Raw genomic sequence first — 15880 nt, forward strand, 5'->3', positions numbered from 1 at the left:
TCGCCATTCGGTGACGCAGCCTCACCACATCGTCTTTGCCGCACGTCCAGCCCATTCCCGGTCGTAGGTCTCGTGATCGAAATCCTCGGTCGCCGCCTTGAGCATGAGCCCGGGCGTCGGCAGCGCCGCCGGATCGACGAAATTCTCCGGGTTCCAAAGCTGCGCGCGCATCAGGGCCCGGGCACACTGGAAATAAACCTCGTCGATGGTGATCACCACCACGGTGCGTGGATGCTTGCCGTCCATCTCGAAGCTTTCGAGCAGCGCCTCATCGTTCGACACAACGCCGCGGCCGTTGATGCGCATCGTCGTGTTCGAACCCGGCACCAGAAACATCAGGGCAAGACGCGGATCGCGCACGATGTTCGTAAGCGAATCGACGCGATTGTTGCCGCGCCAGTCGGGCAGATGCAGCGTCTTTTCGTCGATCACCCGCACCACGCCGCCAATGTCGCCGCGCGGCGAGCAGTCGAGCCCTTCCGGCCCGACAGTCGCCAGCGCCATGAAGGGCGACGCTTCGATCATCTGGCGGTAGATCGGCGTCAGCACCTTGGTCACCTTGGCAACGGACGCCTGCGTCAGGCCTCCCGCATAGATCTCGTCGAGCTCCTCAACCGTCCCGATGATTTTCATGATCGTCCTGCCGCGTTGTCAACGACCGCCCACTAGCCGCCCAAGATGACGCTACAATGACGCCCGCTTGCCCGGAAGCTCAAAAAGCGGAATGATCTCAGCATCTTTTTTGATGGAATCGTTCGCAAGGAAACGCTGGACCTCCGAAAGCACCGGTTCAGCGCTGACAATCCGCCGGTGGCCGAATCCGTTGGCCCAGAAGAGCCGCACGCTCCCGCCCGAGGCGGCGTAGCGCCGCGCGTGGTGCGCGCTGACCTCCTTGTCGTCTTCCGCGTGGATCACCAGCATCGGCCGCGCCATTGTTGCAGCCGCCTTCCCCGCGTCGAAATCCTCCAGTTTCCGGCCTGTCAGCTGATACACCTTATCCTCGAGCGCCGCCTGTGCTGCCCTTCCGAGCCCGACCATTCTGCCGAAGCCGGTAAACAGCCATTTCATCTCGCTCGGCGAGCCGATCGTGACGATCTTTCCGGCCGAAAACGCATCGACCTCCGGCAGCATGCCGGCTGCCGCGACCATCAGCGCCGCGCCGCCGAAGGAATGGCCGACAGCCGCGTCGAAGGCCCCAAACCGCGCCTCGGCTGCGGCAATCGTCTTGACGGCGAGCCCCATATGCAGGAAGCGTCCGCCTGCCCGTCCGTGGCCCGGAAAATCGACGCCGATCACCTCGGCGCCGCTTGCGGCGAGCGCGGCGATCAGATCGGTCATGTATTCCATGCTCGATCCCCAGCCATGCGTCACAAGGTAACGCTGCCGCCTTCCGACGGCGCCGCCATTGATCCGGTAGGCATGCGCCCGCCGCCCTCCCGCGAGGCGAAGCTCGATCCGTTCCGCCGATTGCAGGAAAGCCCGGCCAGCTGAATGTGCCGCCCTTGCCTTTGCACCTTTTGGCTTCGCGGACGGCGTCAGGCAGAACAGCCGGAATGCCGCCTTGCCCGCAAGACGCGGCGAAACCGACTGCAGCAGCGAAAATCCGAGGCGGGTGACCTTCAGTGCAAAGTTTGGCATAGTGGGAATCCAACAATGTTCAACACTGAACAATAAAGTACAACGATGAACAAAAATCAATCCCTTCCCTGGGATCATCCGCGTTTTCGAAGCTGGGTCGCCGTCGCCCGTGCCTGCCAGCTGATGCAGCAGTCCCTCGGCCGCTCGCTGGCAGAGCTCGACATCAAGACCCCGCATCTCGACATCATGATCAATCTCTACCGTTTCGAAGGCATCTCGCAGCAGGAACTCGCCCGCAAGCTCCTCGTCGGTCGATCGAACATGAGCATGCTGCTGCCGCAGATGGAAAAACGCGGCCTGATCGAGCGCCGCGGCGACGACAAGGACAAGCGCGTGCTACGGCTCTACCTGACATCCGAAGGCCGTAGCGTCACAGAACGCGCCATGGTCATCCAGACCGACCTGATCGAGCGGGTGCTTTCCCCCGAACCGATCGAACAGTGCATGGCCATGGCAAGCGCGATGGAACGCATCATCGGTGTGCTGCAGCAGGATCTGCGCGACGAGGATTGATCTCAGTGCAGCGTGCGCCCGGCCGTCTTCCCGGCAAGCGACCTGTATTCCCAGGTGGCAACGACGATCAGCGCCAGTGTCGCCAGGATGCCCATCACATAGACCTCGACAAGAGGCGCCAGGAACGCAAGCAGGACCAGAATCACGAGGCCGGCGATATGCGAAAGCGGCGGCGTTCCGGTCGTCGCGCCCTTGAACCACAGATTGCCCGCAAGGAAGAGTCCCGAGCCTCCGAGGATCGCGGCCATAACGCCGAGATCGCCGGTCTGATGCGGATGCGAGAACATGAATTCGACAGCCACCGCATGCACGATGATGCCGGCGAGAATCGGAATATGCGCATAGGTGAAGGCCTGCCGCGCAAGGCTGCCCGGCGTATCGTCATGTTCGATCCGGTGCGCGGCCCGCTGATGCCCGAACCGGAAATAGAGCCACCACATCGCGACGGTTCCAACAAAGCCCGTGACGAAAACGACGGTCGTTAGACCGGAAAACGGCAGCTCCGAAAAGGTGCGGCCGGAAACGAGGATCGCTTCGCCGAGGCAGATGATGATGAACAGCGCGCAGCGCTCCGCCATATGGGCGCCCGAGACATCCCAGTCGGCCGCCATCGACTTGCCGAGCCCCGGCACGAAGAAGCCAGAAGCCGGCCCCGCATATTCGATGAGGAGGGCGATCACCCATGCGACGAGCCGCGCCTCATGCTCCAGAAAGCCGCCGATGATCCAGAACACGCCGGACACCGCAAGCCACGCTGTGATGCGCATGAAATTCAGATGGTTCGAGCGGCCGGCATCCTTCATCGCGTAAAGCGTAAAGAGCGACCGCCCGACCTGCATCAGCACGTAGGCAGCGGCAAAAAGCAGTCCCTTGTCCCCGAAAGCCTCGGGAATCGAAGCCGAGAGCACCAACCCGAGCAGCATGAGAACCACGAGCATGCCACGCACCGGCATCTTCTCCGGGTCGAGCCAGTTCGTCACCCAAGCGGTAAATATCCAGACCCACCAGACGGCAAAGGTCATCAGCGCGGCTTCGGCCGCTCCAAGCAGCGTGTAATGCGCCGCGAGCGCATGCGAGAGCTGGGAAATGGAGAAGACGAAAACCAGATCGAAGAACAGTTCGAGAAAGCTGACCTTGCTACTGCCCGCGCTCCCCTTCGCACGAAGCCAGTTTCTGCCCGTCGTCCCCGCCATCTATACCCCCTTGGCTGTTGATCGCTCAGCGCGGCTTTTCCGCGACGTCGCGGCTCATGCCCTTGTCGCCGAGTTCTTTCTCGTATTCCGCAAAAAGCTCCTCCCCCCGCTCGCCGAGTTCGCGCAGGTAGGTCCAGGTGTAGATACCCGTATCGTGCATGTCGTCGAAGCCGATGCGCACCGCATAATTGCCAGTTGGCATCATCGAGATGATTGCGACATTACGCTTGCCGGGAACCGTCAACCTCTGCCCCGGCCCATGGCCCTGCACTTCTGCTGAAGGCGAAAGCACGCGCAGCATTTCTGCGGAAAGATCGAAGCTCCGGCCGTCGTTGAAGGTCACGGTCAGACGCTGCCGGTCCTTCGACACGCGCAGTTCAGTCGGCCAGATATCACTCATCGCTTCCTCCGTTTGTCACAGAGCAGTAGGCAATCGGGCATTTCGAGGCAAGCTCAATTTACCGTGCGTTCCCGCCCTTTCCCTTGACGGTGCAGCCACATCTGTCCACATTACCATGACGACGGAGGTATTTGTGAACAGCAACGTTGGAGCGATAGCAAGCGCATCGCCGCTGGTGGCGGATGGAGCCCCGATGATCGACCCCTTTGGGCGGGCGGTCACGTATCTGCGCGTCTCCGTCACCGATCGCTGCGATTTCCGCTGTACCTATTGCATGGCGGAAAACATGACCTTTCTGCCGAAAAAGGATCTTCTGACGCTGGAAGAGCTGAACCGGCTCTGTTCCGCCTTCATCGCCAAGGGAGTGCGCAAGATCAGGCTGACCGGCGGCGAGCCGCTAGTGCGCAAGAACATCATGTTTCTCGTCCGCGAGCTCGGGAAACGAATCGGCTCCGGCCTTGAGGAGCTGACGCTGACGACCAACGGCTCACAGCTCGCCCGCCATGCCGAGGAGTTGTACGATTGCGGCGTGCGCCGCATCAACGTCTCGCTCGATACGCTCGATCCCGACAAGTTCCGCAAGATCACCCGCTGGGGCGATTTCGCTAAGGTCATGGAAGGCATCGACGCGGCGCAGAAGGCCGGCCTGAAGATCAAGCTCAACGCCGTCGCGCTCAAGGATTTCAACGCCGCCGAGATACCGGACATGCTGCGCTTCGCGCATGGCCGCGGCATGGACCTCACCGTCATCGAAACCATGCCGATGGGCGAGATCGACGAGGATCGCACAGACCAGTATCTGCCGCTCTCCGAGCTACGTGCCGATCTCGAACGTCAGTTCACGCTGACCGATATCGACTATAAGACCGGCGGTCCGGCACGCTATGTCGAAGTCACCGAGACCGGCGGCCGCCTCGGCTTCATCACGCCGATGACGCATAATTTCTGCGAAAGCTGCAACCGCGTCCGCCTGACCTGCACCGGCACGCTTTACATGTGCCTCGGCCAGAACGATGCCGCCGACCTCCGCTCCGCACTGCGCGCCACGGAAGACGACGGCTTGGTCTACGCCGCGATCGACGAAGCCATCACCCGCAAGCCGAAGGGCCACGACTTCATCATCGACCGCACCCACAACCGCCCCGCCGTCGCAAGGCATATGAGCGTCACCGGCGGGTGACGCCCGCGTTTATCATGTCCGATTGATCGAAACGCCGCCGTCGGCGAGCATTGTCGAACCGGTGACGAAGCTCGCCATCTCCGAACCCAGGAACAGCGCCACCTTGGCGATCTCTTCCGGCTGCGCCACGCGTTTCAGCGCGTGCAGCCCATTGATGAAGGCAACCGTTTCGGGCGCAGCACCCGGGAAGTTGATCGGATTGGCCTGCGTATCGACGCCACCTGGAAGCAGCGCGTTCACGCGAATGTTCTTCGGTCCCAGTTCCGCCGCCAGCACCTGCACGAGCCCCATTAGCCCTGCCTTGCTCGCCGCGTAAGCGCCCATGCCGGGCATGCCCGCTGTATGGCCGACGAAGGTCGAGGTGAAGATGATCGACCCGCCCCCGCGTGCGATCATCGCCGGCGCCTGGTGCTTGGCGGCAAGGAAGCCGCTCGTCAGGTTGAGGTCGACGGTATCGCGCCAATCGCCGAGCGAGATATCCGGCAGGAAACCATATGCGCCCGTGCCGCCTGCGTTGTTGAAGGCGATATCGAGCCCGCCGAAGCGCCGTGTCGCCGTCTCCACCAGGGATCGATGCAGTTCCTCGTCGCGAATGTCTCCCGCAACGGCAACAGCCTCTCCGCCGTCAGCTTCGATCTCCTCGACGAGCATTCTCAATTCCACCTCACGGCGCGCTGTGACGACGAGTTTCGCGTCCTCAGCGGCAAAGAGTTTGGCCGCGGCGCGACCAATTCCGGCGCTGGCGCCGGTGACGATTGCGATCTTTCCATTCAGATTATTCATGCCGGACTCCATTCATTGCTGAAGATCAAGTTCGACATCCAGATCGCAAAACCGCGCCGCTGCAGCCACCCGTTTCCTGCGCTGCCTGAAGTAAACAAAAACGCGCGGCCGGATAGCCGCGGGTTCCAATTCTGCCGGTGGCGATCTTATCAGGCCGCCCGGCCCTGCCTCCAACGAGAGACCACCTCGCCCTCCGGCCCGCGGGTGCGGAACCGCTCGATCTTTTCGGAAAGCATGTCGACGCGCTGACGCAGGCCGTGGATTTCGGCATTGTTCTCCTCGACCATCGCCGCGTTCTGCTGCGTGATGAGTTCGACGTCGTGCACCGCGCGGCTTACCTCCTGATGCCGGTCGATAGTTCGCTGGTCGCCGCCGAAATCTCAGCGGGACGACGAACAGAAGGACTTTCGTGACAATACGGCGGCCTTGCAAAAGACGGTCGATGAAATGCATTGGAATATGCCTCAACGAACGAGGATTAAAAAGCACCGCATTCATTCCGCGTGGCAAAGCCTATGTTCCGCCTCATCGGAACGGACAAGGCTTCCGGAATTGACATTGATGAAGGCTTAATACGCCACCGCAACAAAGAGGATTTGCCTTGGAAAACCGGGACTTGATCAACGTCGCGGCCACCACACCCGGGATCGATTCCGCTTATTGTGCACTGCGCAATCGATTTATTTCGGGTGTGACTTTCATTCGATTCCCTTGATGAGCGATCCCCTCTAAAAGGACGGGCATAAAAACCAGGAATCTCTTTTCATGCCGCGGTCTCGCAATACCCAGGGCGCAATCTTCATGAGCATGGCCATGGCCGGCTTCTCCTCAAGCGACGCCCTCTCCAAGTCGGTCATCGGCCATATGAACGCCGGCGAAATCATCTTTATCCGCGGCGTCTTCACCAGCATTCTCGTCTATCTAATCGCCCGCCATCTGGGCGCGCTCCGCTCCTGGCGCATCGTGCTGAAACCGGTCATCATCCTGCGCATCGTTTGCGAAGTGATCGCTGCGATCACCTATATCACGGCGCTCGGATTGATGCCGATCGCCAATGCCTCGGCCATCCTACAGTCCCTGCCGCTTGTCGTGACCTTCGGGGCAGCGCTCTTCTTCCGCGAGCCCGTCGGCTGGCGGCGCTGGTCGGCGATTCTTGTCGGCCTCGTCGGCGTCCTCATCATAATCCGTCCCGGTCCCGAAGGCTTCACTCCAGCCGCCCTTCTCTGCGTCGCCAGCGTTCTGGTGACGGCGGGGCGCGACCTCGCAACCCGCTCCATCGATCCCGAAATCCCCTCGCTAATGGTGACCGTCGTTACTGCCATGTCGGTCGCCTTCTTCGGCGCGCTCCTGATGCCGGCGCTCGGCGGCTGGCAGCCCGTCAGCCTCACCTCGCTTCTGCACCTGCTGCTTGCTTCGGTCCTGGTGCTGATCGGCTATCAATCCGTCATCCTCGCAATGCGCACCGGCGAGATCTCCTTCGTCGCGCCCTTCCGCTATACGAGCCTGATCTTCTCAGCGCTTCTTGGCGTCTTCTTCTTCGCCGAAGTGCCGGATTTCTGGACGCTCTGTGGCGCCGCGGTTGTCATCGCGTCCGGCCTCTATACCTTCTATCGCGAGGCCAAACGCCGCGTGCCGCCAATGGCGCAGGAATCCGAACCCAGAAGCCCAGTCTGAGAACCGCCATGGCCGATTTTTCCTTGCAGAACACCAAAATCCCCGGCGTCATCCTTGCCGGCGGCCGTTCGTCGCGCATGGGCCAGGACAAGGCCTCCGTCATGCTCGGCGGCCGCTCGCTGCTCGATCATGCCATCGCGCGGTTATCTCCGCAGGTCTCTATAATTGCGGTGAATGCCAACAGCGAGCCGCAATGCGGATTGACGTTCATACCGGATATCGTCCCCGGCAAAGCGGGACCGATGGCCGGCATCCATGCAGCCATGGCGCATGCCGCCGCACTTCCCGGCGTCAGCCACGTCGTGACAGTCTCGATCGACAGCCCGTTCTTCCCTGCAGAGCTCGTCGCGGATTTCGCAGCCGTAATCGATTCCCCGACAAAGATCGCAATCGCCGCCTCTGAAGGCCGCCCCCATCCCGTCTTCGGCCTCTGGCCGATTTCGCTCGTGGAGGAACTCGCCGGCTGGATCGCGACGGACGACAAGCGCCGCGTGCGCGACTTCCTCTTGCGGCATGACGTAGCGGAAGTTTCCTTCCCGTTGCATCCGACGCGCGCCAGCCTCCTCGATCCTTTCTTCAACATCAACACGCCGGACGACCTGGTGGAAGCCGAACCGCTGGCTACAGGTGCTGTCATGACCGGACCACGCATTTTCGGAATCGCCGGCTGGAAGAATTCGGGCAAGACCGCCCTTGCCGTCCGCCTCGTCGAGGAATTCACCCGTCGCGGCTATCGCATCTCGACGATCAAGCACGCCCACCACGATTTCGACATCGACAAGGTCGGCGCCGACAGCTACCGCCACCGCCAGGCGGGTGCGCATGAGGTAACGATCGTGTCCGGCACCCGCTACGCCATCATGCACGAGTTGCGCGGAGCACCCGAACCAAGCTTCGAGGAAATCCTTGCCCGCCTCGCGCCCTGCGACCTGGTGCTGATCGAAGGCTACAAGCGCGAACCGATCCCGAAGATCGAAGCGCGCCGCCAGGAAGCCGCCAGTCGCGATCCGCTGGCACCGGCCGACCCGCATATCTGCGCCATCGCCGCCGACCATCCCATCACGGACACCGACCTGCCGGTCTTCAATCTCGATGATACGACAGAGATCGCCAATTTCATCGCCGCCAGGATCGGTCTAGGAGAAGCCTCCCCTTCTCCCCAGCGGGGAGAAGATGTCCCTCAGGACTGATGAGGGGGTGAGCGAGGACAGGAGAGAACGGCCGGAGCGATAAGCGACGGGCGAGTTTGTCGCACCGTCCCCCTCACCCGGCCCTGCGAGCCACCTTCTCCCCACTGGGGAGAAGGTGAAACGCACGCCTTACTGGTTCGACGCGACGGGGCGCACCAGCGCCGTGACACGGCGGATGGTCACGCGGCGGTTTTCCTGTTCCGGACCGTCCGTATTGACCTTCAGATAGCGCTCGCCATAACCCTGCGTGGCGAGGTTTTCCGGTGCAATGCCATAGACATCCGTCAGCACGTTGGCGACTGATTCGGCACGCTGGTCCGAAAGGACGAGATTGCTCTGGTCGGAGCCGACGGCATCCGTATGGCCTTCGATCAGGAAGGTCTCGCTCTGATCCTTTTGAAGCACCTCGTTCATCGCATCCGCAACCTTGCGCAGGCTGCGGGCCTGGCTCATCGGGATCTCGGCGCTACCCGTCGCGAAAGTGATCGTATCGAGGTCGATGCGGCGCACCTTGTCGCGGATACGGGCCGAATACTTCACCTCGTTCAGCGAATAGACGCGCTCGACGGGTTCCACAGGCGGCTCGCTCAGGAACTCGTAATAATCGCGGTCCGGATCGCTGCTGGTATCGATGATGTAGTCGCGCACCGGAATAGCCAGCCGCATCGGCGGCAGGTCGGCGCCCGGATCCTCGAAGTAGCCGCGGTCCGGATCATCGTAGAGTTCCGGCGAATAGTAGAGAACATATTCGCGGCCGCCGCTATCGATGCGCGAGCGCTGAATGATGTCGCCATAGCGGTTGCGGATGGTCACGATGCGATAGCCTTCCGGGCGCTCGATCGTCTCGCGGTAGCGGTCTCGCGAAAGCTGTTCGTAGATCGGCTGTTCGCCGTCCCTGAGGAAGCGACGGTCGTCCTCGCTGCGCACCACGATGCGGTTGTTGAACTGCATGATGATGCGGTTGTCGTCACCCTCGTAGCGCTCGACGCGCGCACCTTCGGGGCTCATGAACTCCGGCCTGCGGTCGAGCCTGCGGCCCTCTTCGCTCGTCACCGCTTCAAACTTGACCGGAGGACGGCGCTGGCCTTCCGGCGCGAGTTGCGCATCGGCGTCGGATTTCGGCGCGGCGATGACCTGCTGCTCTGCGGCACGCTGGCGGTCGCGTTGACGCCGTCCGCCTTGGCCGGCAGTGCGGTCCGCATCCTTGTCGCTGTCGAGCACGGCGGCACCGTTCTCGACTGGCAGGACCACCGTCTCGTTGCTCTTGCTCGGATCCTCGGCGATCTGCTTGCGGCGTTCGAGTTCTTCCGGGGTCACCTTCTCAGGCGCAGGAATGGCTTGCTCCGTCGGTTGCGCACCACCGGCCGGCTGTTCGCCAGTCGGCGCTCCGGGCTGGACAGGCACCTGTTCGCCCTGCTGTTGCAGCGGCTGTTCGCCGCCTTCAGCGGGCTTCTGCGCCTCGCCCGGCTCTGCGGGTACCGGCGGTTTTTCAGGTGCTGGAGATTTGGCAGGCACGGGAGGCTTCTCAGGAGCAGCCTGGTCCTCGGCCGGCTTCTGTTCCGGCTGGGCAGTCGTGGCGGGTTTCCGGCCCGGCTTCACCGCAGGCTGCTCGCCTTCAGTCGCCTGCTGCTTGTCGCGCTTACGCGGACGCTGCTGCTCAGGTTGTGCCTCTTCCGTTTGCGGTTTCGGCTCTTCAGCCTGCTGCGCTTCGCCCTGCTGCGGCGCTACCGGCTCCTGCTGCTGTTCGGGAGCGGCCTGCTCCGGTGTGGCTTGCCGCTTCTTGCGCCGCGGCTGTTCTTCGCTCGGTTGAGCCTGCTCTGCTTCCGGCGCCTGCTGGGTTTCCGGCGCTGCCTGCCGCTGCTTGCGGCGCGGCGCCTCCGGGGCTACCTGCTCCTGCTGCGGTTCGGGAGCGGCCTGCTCCGGTGCGGCTTGACGCTTCTTCCGCCGCGGCTGCTCTTCGCTCGGCTGAGCCTGCTGCGCTTCCGGAGCCTGCTGCGGCTCGGGTGCTGCCTCGCGCCGCTTGCGGCGCGGCGCTTCCTGTTCGGCCTGCGGCGCCTCCCGCTGCGGTGCTGCCTCCGGCTGCTGCTCCTGGGCAGGCTGCTCTGCTGGCCGCTTGCGTCTCTTCTTCAGAAGCTCTTCTTCCGAAGGCGCAGCATCCTGCGCCACCTCGTAACTGCCGCTGATCACCTGCGGTGCGGGCCGCACGGCGCTTCCACCGGCCGCAGTCGCTGCATCGGCTGGCGACATGGCCAGCGACAGCGAAAGCAGCGGGAAAGCCGCGCTGGCAAACAATCTTGATTTCATACCCATTGGGTTTCCTCGTCTTCTTGTTAGAACCTTTTTGGAACGCCTGCTGAGGCCGTTCCGGCGATTCTTGGGCGGATTCGAAAGCGAAATCGCCCAAATCCGGATTTGTTCCTGTTGTTTTAGGAAGCCCGTCATTAACCCGGTATGAATGCTGCGGTTCGCTGCCGTTCATCTTTGCCACAGTTTGCGCCGCACCATTCCGCTGCGATTCCAGTTGCAATTTGCGGAAAAAAGGTTTGATTATCGCGCCAAGGCGGTGTCTATGCCCGCCGAATTCAGGCCGCTGGCGGATAAGAAGAAGACGCAGCGGCCAACCAACAGAGAGGATCATCATGCGTATCTCCACCCGTTTTCTCGCCGCAGCCTCGCTCGCCGCGATGTCCCTCTTCGCCGCTTCGGCAATGGCCGATGGCGAGAAGTACGTGATCGGCACCGACTCGACCTACCCGCCCTTCGAATTCGTTGACGCCAGTGGCGAGATCAAGGGCTTCGACATCGATATCGCCAAGGCGCTCTGCGCGGAAATGAAGGCTGAATGCTCCTTCGTCAGCAGCGACTGGGACGGCATCATCCCTGCGCTGCAGGCCAAGAAGTTCGATATGATCGTTTCGTCCATGTCGATCACGCCGGAACGTCTGAAGCTCGTCGACTTCAGCAACAAGTACTACAACACGCCGCCGGCCGTCGCCGTGCCGAAGGACTCGACGATCGCCGACGTCGCCGGCCTGAAAGGCAAGACGATCGGCGCGCAGACCTCGACGACGCACGCCAACTACTCCGAAAAGCACCTTGCCGACACGGAGCTCAAGCTTTATCCGACCGCCGACGAGTATAAGCTCGACCTTTCGAACGGCCGTATCGATGCCGCCATCGACGACGTCGTCGTTCTTTCCGAATGGGTCAAGTCGGAAGCCGGCGCCTGCTGCAAGATCCTGACGACGCTTCCCGTCGACAAGGAAATCAACGGCGAGGGTGCCGGTATCGCCGTGCGTCAGGGCGACCCGCTCAAGGACAAGCTGAACACCGCAATCGCAGCGATCCGCGCCAGCGGCAAGTACAAGGAAATCCAGGACAAGTACTTCGACTTCAACGTTTACGGCGAATAGGAAAACTTGTAACTGACCGGCAAAGACGGTGGCGGAAGGCTTGCTCTTCCGCCATTTTTGTTTGACAACCATGGAAAGATCAAAACGGCATAAGCCGTGAGGGGAAAGTTGGCATGGGCGGATTGTCTTCCGCGCTGGGCTCGTTCTGGGCCTGGATAGGATATATCTTCGATCCGCTGTGCGGACCTGCCGGCGTTTTCACCTGGTTCGGCCAATCGACCATCCTCGCCTGCGGCAATGCAGGCTGGGGCGACGAAATCGCGCTCGGCCTGAAGACCACCGTCAGCGTGGCGCTTTTGACGCTTCCCGTCGGTCTCGTCATCGGCTTCTTCGTTGCGCTCGGCCAGCAATCGGAAGAAAAGTCGGTGCGGCTCGCATCCGGCATCTACACCACGATCTTCCGCGGCCTGCCCGAGTTGCTGACGCTCTTCATCATCTATTACGGCATGCAGATCCTGATCCAGTCAGTGCTCTTCTCGTTCGGCTCTGAGCAGCGGGTCGAGATCAATGCCTTCATAGCCGGCATGATCGCGCTCTCGGTGGTCTTTTCCGCCTATTGCGCGGAAGTGCTGCTGTCGGCCTTCCGCGCCATTCCGAGGGGCCAGTACGAAGCCGGGTATGCGCTCGGCCTTCATCACGGCCGCACGCTCGGCCTGATCGTCCTGCCGCAGTTGATCCGAATTGCGCTTCCCGGTCTCACGAACCTGTGGATGATCCTGCTCAAGGACACGTCCTACGTCTCGATCATCGGCCTTGCCGACATCCTGCGCCAGACAGGCGTCGCCGTCCGTGTCACCAAGCAGGCCTTCTTCTTCTACATCATCGCCTGCGCCCTCTACCTTGCGGTGGCGGTCATCTCCTCGATCGGCCTCAGCTATATCGAACGCTGGGCGAAGCGCTCGGAGGTCCGCCGGTGAGCTATGCGGAAACCCTCATCCCGCCGCAGCCGGCGCCGAAGGAAATCGTGAAGCCGATAACCGGCACGCGCATTGTCGGCTCGCTCCTCGTCCTCCTGTGGGCGCTGCTTGCCGCGGGCCTGATCTACATGGTGATCGCCGGCTGGGACGTTGACAAGTTCACGCGCTACGGGCCGCGCTACCTGCATGGGCTCGGCACCACCATTCTGCTCGTCACGATCTCGGTTATCTTCGGTGCAGCGCTTTCGCTGCCGCTCGCCTTCGCGCGCATGTCGAGGAACAGGATCATCAGCACGCTTGCCTACTGCTACGTCTACGTGTTCCGCGGCACGCCGCTCCTTGCGCAGCTCTTCCTGATCTACTACGGCCTCGGTGGCTTCCGCGTGCAGCTCGAATCCGCCGGCCTCTGGTGGTTCTTCCGTGACGCCTGGTATTGCGGCCTCTTTTCGATGACGATCAATACCGCCGCCTATCAGGCCGAAATCCTGCGCGGCGCCATCGAAAGCGTGCCGCACGGCCAGCACGAGGCGGCGTCGGCACTCGGCATTCACAAGGCGGTTGCCTTCCGCAAGATCGTCCTGCCGCAGGCGCTCATCGTGGCGCTGCGCCCTTACGGCAATGAAATCATCCTGCTGATTAAGGGTTCGGCCGTCGTCGCCATCATCACCGTGCTCGATCTGATGGGCGAGACCCGCTATGCCTTCTCGCGCACCTTTGACTACCAGACCTATCTCTGGGCTGCGATCTTCTATCTATCGATGGTCGAGGCGCTCAGGCATTTCTGGAACTGGATTGAGCGTCGCCTGACACGGCACCTGAAGCGCTGATCGCTGGCAGCACTCATGCGAGAGCGCTGCCAAGTCTTTGAAACTAAAACTAAATATCCTTTTCTTCCGCATCCGTCAAGCTTGCGTTAACCGAGCGATGTTTCCATAGTGTTCAAGCGTCGAATGGAAACGAAAGCCAGGCCGAAATGAACAAGGACTTCGAAAAGCAGCTTCAGGGATACGGGCTGACCACCGCCCACATCCTCTACCGTCTGCCAGATCACCCGACGATCCTGCAGACCTACATCTGGCAAGAATACGATCTTGCTCCGGATTTTCCCGAAATGCGCGGCTTCCTGAAATTCTGGCAGGAAAAACTGGACGGCCCGCTGCATTCGGTGCGTTACGTCCACCGCAAGCTGATCTCGGCAACGGAATGGCGCGCCTTGAAGGGCGGTTTCATCCTGCATTGAGGCCGCCCGCTAAACATGTGCCTCGCCGCGGATGAACTCGCCTTGGTCGGGTTCCCGGCGCAACACGCCGTAAAGGATGGCGAGATAAAAGGCCGCCACAAGGGCGATCACCAAGAGCCCGGGAAGCGGCCCGAGCACGGCATTGTCGATCACATAGGTCCAGGACTGCGCATGCGTCAGCGTGCTGCCCTCGGCCTGCAGCTTCGGCGTCGTGATTTTCAGCGCCCATGCAAGCAGCATGATAAGATACATCCAGCTATAGTTCCGCTGTAACCGCCGCTGCACGGCCGCATGATAGGAGAGCAGGAATTTCGGCTTGCGCAGGCTGCTTGCGACCACTGGACCCCAATCACGCACGGAATTCGCGTCTGGTGACAGGATCTGCGCGAAATAGTTTTTTTCGACCTGCCGGACGCGGGCCCGGTAGATGTCGAAGAAACGGTAGCGCCTCGCCTCGATCAGCAAGAGCAGCGAGATCAGCATGATTCCGAAGAGAAGCACACCATGGTGCGCGGTCGGCGTCGACAGCGAGACAGAGAGCAAGGCCGCGACCACCGTGATCGCCCAGTTCGATGTCCGGTCGATGCGATCCCGCCAGCTCGTCATGCGCCCGAGTTCGCCGCGGTAGTAGTGACTGAGCGTATTGGTGATCTCCGGCTGACTCGCGGGAAGCGAAGGCCGCATGATCTCCGGGGGCGTATCGCCGTCCACCGTCTTTCCGAGCTCCGTATCCATGGTAATTCCTCCTTCTCTTATCGACGGACTGCTTGGCCCATATTCTGCTCCCGCACGGTCGCCATTGCAAAAGGCGGCAAGCCGCCTTAGAGGCTTGCCTGAACTCAAAAAGATGGTGACCGGCGATGGCAAAGAAGATCGACGAAGAAGCGCTTGCGGAAGCCTATAACCGTGCCCTTGCCCTCGAAAAGGCCGGCGACATCGACGCTGCCGTGACAGCCTACGAGGAAGTGCTGGCAATCGACCCTGAAGACCACGGCGGCGCGGCCGTCCGCATCGCCTCGATGGGCCGCGGCGACACGCCGGCCAAGGCGCCGGATGCCTATGTCGAGACCCTCTTCGACCAGCATGCCGAAGTCTTCGAAGATGTGCTTGTCGAGCAGCTCAGCTACCACGTCCCCCTGCTGGTGCGCCAGCGCCTGCAGGAGCTGAAGCTCGGCCCCTTCAAGCGCATGCTCGACCTCGGCTGCGGCACGGGGCTCACGGGCGGCACGCTACGCGATCTCTGCGACGACATTACCGGCATCGACATTTCCGAAAACATGGTCGAGATCGCCCATGAGAAGGACCTCTACGAAACCCTCTTCGTCGCCGAGGTCGAGGATTTCCTCGACGACAACGACGAGGACGCCTTCGACCTCATTACCGCCACCGACGTCCTGCCCTATCTTGGCGCCCTGGAACCGCTCTTCTTCGGCGCCGCCGAAAACCTGACGCCCGGCGGCCTTTTCGTCTTCTCCTCCGAAACGTTGCCCGAAACCGCCGCTAAAAGCCATCCCTATATGGTCGGCCCACACCAGCGTTTCCTGCACGCCGAATCCTACATCCGCGACCGCCTGACCGCCACCGGCTTCAACCTGGTAGAAATGACGGAAATCAATGTCCGCATGCAGGAAGGCCAGCCCAGCCCAGGGCATCTCGTGATCGCGCGGCTCGCCTAGCAGACCATTTTTAAGCGAAAACCGCTCAGTGATTGCACAACCAATGGCTTCATCTGATTCATA

The 15880-nt window shown here is 61.7% G+C and carries 16 protein-coding genes and 2 pseudogenes; 10 read left to right on the plus strand and 8 right to left on the minus strand.

The window, feature by feature from the left end; all coding sequences use genetic code 11:
- Positions 1–21: 21 nt before the first annotated feature.
- Both ACZ9BX_RS06050 and ACZ9BX_RS06055 read right to left on the minus strand, forming a co-directional pair.
- Positions 22–633, minus strand: a complete 612-nt coding sequence (locus ACZ9BX_RS06050) for a pyridoxamine 5'-phosphate oxidase family protein (RefSeq protein ID WP_476216416.1) — start codon at positions 631–633, stop codon at positions 22–24.
- Positions 634–684: 51 nt separating this feature from the next.
- Positions 685–1638, minus strand: coding sequence for an alpha/beta hydrolase (locus ACZ9BX_RS06055; protein WP_476216418.1), 954 nt, complete (start codon positions 1636–1638; stop codon positions 685–687).
- A gap of 45 nt (positions 1639–1683) precedes the next feature.
- On the opposite strand from ACZ9BX_RS06055, the gene ACZ9BX_RS06060 reads away from it, so the two are divergent.
- The gene (locus ACZ9BX_RS06060) at positions 1684–2151 is read left to right on the plus strand and encodes a MarR family winged helix-turn-helix transcriptional regulator (protein WP_476216420.1); all 468 of its coding nucleotides are present in this window, start codon (positions 1684–1686) and stop codon (positions 2149–2151) included.
- A 2-nt stretch (positions 2152–2153) separates the two neighbouring features.
- On the opposite strand, the gene ACZ9BX_RS06065 is transcribed toward ACZ9BX_RS06060, so the two are convergent.
- Entirely contained in the window at positions 2154–3344 is a 1191-nt protein-coding gene (locus ACZ9BX_RS06065) for a low temperature requirement protein A (RefSeq protein WP_476216422.1), read from the minus strand.
- Between the two features lie 25 nt (positions 3345–3369).
- A complete protein-coding gene (locus ACZ9BX_RS06070) occupies positions 3370–3744 on the minus strand; it encodes a gamma-butyrobetaine hydroxylase family protein (RefSeq protein WP_476216424.1) in 375 nt (124 codons plus the stop codon).
- 115 nt (positions 3745–3859) lie between these two features.
- Between ACZ9BX_RS06070 and moaA the strand changes: the two genes are divergently transcribed.
- Positions 3860–4924, plus strand: coding sequence for a GTP 3',8-cyclase MoaA (gene moaA / locus ACZ9BX_RS06075; RefSeq protein ID WP_476216426.1), 1065 nt, complete (start codon positions 3860–3862; stop codon positions 4922–4924).
- A 12-nt stretch (positions 4925–4936) separates the two neighbouring features.
- On the opposite strand, the gene ACZ9BX_RS06080 is transcribed toward moaA, so the two are convergent.
- Entirely contained in the window at positions 4937–5707 is a 771-nt protein-coding gene (locus tag ACZ9BX_RS06080) for an SDR family oxidoreductase (RefSeq protein ID WP_476216428.1), read from the minus strand.
- A 149-nt stretch (positions 5708–5856) separates the two neighbouring features.
- Positions 5857–6092, minus strand: a pseudogene (locus ACZ9BX_RS06085) (hypothetical protein); the annotation flags it as partial.
- Between the two features lie 380 nt (positions 6093–6472).
- Here ACZ9BX_RS06085 and ACZ9BX_RS06090 point away from each other — a divergent pair.
- The 3 genes and pseudogenes from ACZ9BX_RS06090 to mobB all read left to right on the plus strand — a co-directional run bounded on the left by ACZ9BX_RS06090 (position 6473) and on the right by mobB (position 8571).
- Positions 6473–7381, plus strand: coding sequence for a DMT family transporter (locus tag ACZ9BX_RS06090; protein WP_476216430.1), 909 nt, complete (start codon positions 6473–6475; stop codon positions 7379–7381).
- Between the two features lie 8 nt (positions 7382–7389).
- Positions 7390–8020: pseudogene (gene mobA, locus ACZ9BX_RS06095) on the plus strand (molybdenum cofactor guanylyltransferase MobA).
- On the plus strand, positions 8017–8571 hold the full coding sequence (gene mobB / locus ACZ9BX_RS06100; RefSeq protein WP_476216431.1) for a molybdopterin-guanine dinucleotide biosynthesis protein B: 555 nt from the start codon (positions 8017–8019) through the stop codon (positions 8569–8571). The pseudogene mobA and the gene mobB overlap by 4 nt, the downstream one beginning before the upstream one ends.
- Positions 8572–8700: 129 nt before the next feature.
- Here mobB and ACZ9BX_RS06105 read toward each other — a convergent pair whose 3' ends face one another.
- Positions 8701–10881, minus strand: coding sequence for an OmpA family protein (locus tag ACZ9BX_RS06105; protein WP_476216433.1), 2181 nt, complete (start codon positions 10879–10881; stop codon positions 8701–8703).
- Between the two features lie 329 nt (positions 10882–11210).
- Here ACZ9BX_RS06105 and ACZ9BX_RS06110 point away from each other — a divergent pair, with 329 nt between their 5' ends.
- From ACZ9BX_RS06110 to ACZ9BX_RS06125, 4 genes are all read left to right on the plus strand, one after another.
- Entirely contained in the window at positions 11211–11984 is a 774-nt protein-coding gene (locus ACZ9BX_RS06110) for an ABC transporter substrate-binding protein (protein ID WP_132566449.1), read from the plus strand.
- A 113-nt stretch (positions 11985–12097) separates the two neighbouring features.
- A complete protein-coding gene (locus ACZ9BX_RS06115) occupies positions 12098–12901 on the plus strand; it encodes an ABC transporter permease (RefSeq protein WP_132566452.1) in 804 nt (267 codons plus the stop codon).
- The gene (locus ACZ9BX_RS06120; RefSeq protein ID WP_476216436.1) at positions 12898–13728 is read left to right on the plus strand and encodes an ABC transporter permease; all 831 of its coding nucleotides are present in this window, start codon (positions 12898–12900) and stop codon (positions 13726–13728) included. Before ACZ9BX_RS06115 ends, ACZ9BX_RS06120 begins: the two co-directional genes overlap by 4 nt.
- Before the next feature lie 146 nt (positions 13729–13874).
- Positions 13875–14141, plus strand: a complete 267-nt coding sequence (locus ACZ9BX_RS06125; RefSeq protein WP_027511864.1) for an usg protein — start codon at positions 13875–13877, stop codon at positions 14139–14141.
- 9 nt (positions 14142–14150) lie between these two features.
- Here the strand turns inward: ACZ9BX_RS06125 and ACZ9BX_RS06130 are convergent, their stop codons facing one another.
- Positions 14151–14876, minus strand: coding sequence for a DUF2270 domain-containing protein (locus tag ACZ9BX_RS06130; RefSeq protein WP_476216439.1), 726 nt, complete (start codon positions 14874–14876; stop codon positions 14151–14153).
- A 125-nt stretch (positions 14877–15001) separates the two neighbouring features.
- Here ACZ9BX_RS06130 and ACZ9BX_RS06135 point away from each other — a divergent pair, with 125 nt between their 5' ends.
- Entirely contained in the window at positions 15002–15817 is an 816-nt protein-coding gene (locus tag ACZ9BX_RS06135) for a class I SAM-dependent methyltransferase (RefSeq protein WP_476216441.1), read from the plus strand.
- Positions 15818–15880 lie beyond the last annotated feature (63 nt).

It is taken from the genome of Rhizobium sp. USDA 3886, assembly GCF_056279785.1.

Coding starts and splice junctions, on each gene's coding strand:
- ACZ9BX_RS06065 (WP_476216422.1), bottom strand. CDS start 3,344: ATGGCGGGGACGACGGGCAGAAACTGGCTTCGTGCGAAGGGGAGCGCG.
- ACZ9BX_RS06060 (WP_476216420.1), top strand. CDS start 1,684: ATGAACAAAAATCAATCCCTTCCCTGGGATCATCCGCGTTTTCGAAGC.
- ACZ9BX_RS06115 (WP_132566452.1), top strand. CDS start 12,098: ATGGGCGGATTGTCTTCCGCGCTGGGCTCGTTCTGGGCCTGGATAGGA.
- ACZ9BX_RS06090 (WP_476216430.1), top strand. CDS start 6,473: ATGCCGCGGTCTCGCAATACCCAGGGCGCAATCTTCATGAGCATGGCC.
- ACZ9BX_RS06105 (WP_476216433.1), bottom strand. CDS start 10,881: ATGGGTATGAAATCAAGATTGTTTGCCAGCGCGGCTTTCCCGCTGCTT.
- ACZ9BX_RS06110 (WP_132566449.1), top strand. CDS start 11,211: ATGCGTATCTCCACCCGTTTTCTCGCCGCAGCCTCGCTCGCCGCGATG.
- ACZ9BX_RS06050 (WP_476216416.1), bottom strand. CDS start 633: ATGAAAATCATCGGGACGGTTGAGGAGCTCGACGAGATCTATGCGGGA.
- ACZ9BX_RS06130 (WP_476216439.1), bottom strand. CDS start 14,876: ATGGATACGGAGCTCGGAAAGACGGTGGACGGCGATACGCCCCCGGAG.
- ACZ9BX_RS06070 (WP_476216424.1), bottom strand. CDS start 3,744: ATGAGTGATATCTGGCCGACTGAACTGCGCGTGTCGAAGGACCGGCAG.
- ACZ9BX_RS06055 (WP_476216418.1), bottom strand. CDS start 1,638: ATGCCAAACTTTGCACTGAAGGTCACCCGCCTCGGATTTTCGCTGCTG.
- ACZ9BX_RS06080 (WP_476216428.1), bottom strand. CDS start 5,707: ATGAATAATCTGAATGGAAAGATCGCAATCGTCACCGGCGCCAGCGCC.
- mobB (WP_476216431.1), top strand. CDS start 8,017: ATGACCGGACCACGCATTTTCGGAATCGCCGGCTGGAAGAATTCGGGC.
- ACZ9BX_RS06135 (WP_476216441.1), top strand. CDS start 15,002: ATGGCAAAGAAGATCGACGAAGAAGCGCTTGCGGAAGCCTATAACCGT.
- moaA (WP_476216426.1), top strand. CDS start 3,860: ATGACGACGGAGGTATTTGTGAACAGCAACGTTGGAGCGATAGCAAGC.
- ACZ9BX_RS06125 (WP_027511864.1), top strand. CDS start 13,875: ATGAACAAGGACTTCGAAAAGCAGCTTCAGGGATACGGGCTGACCACC.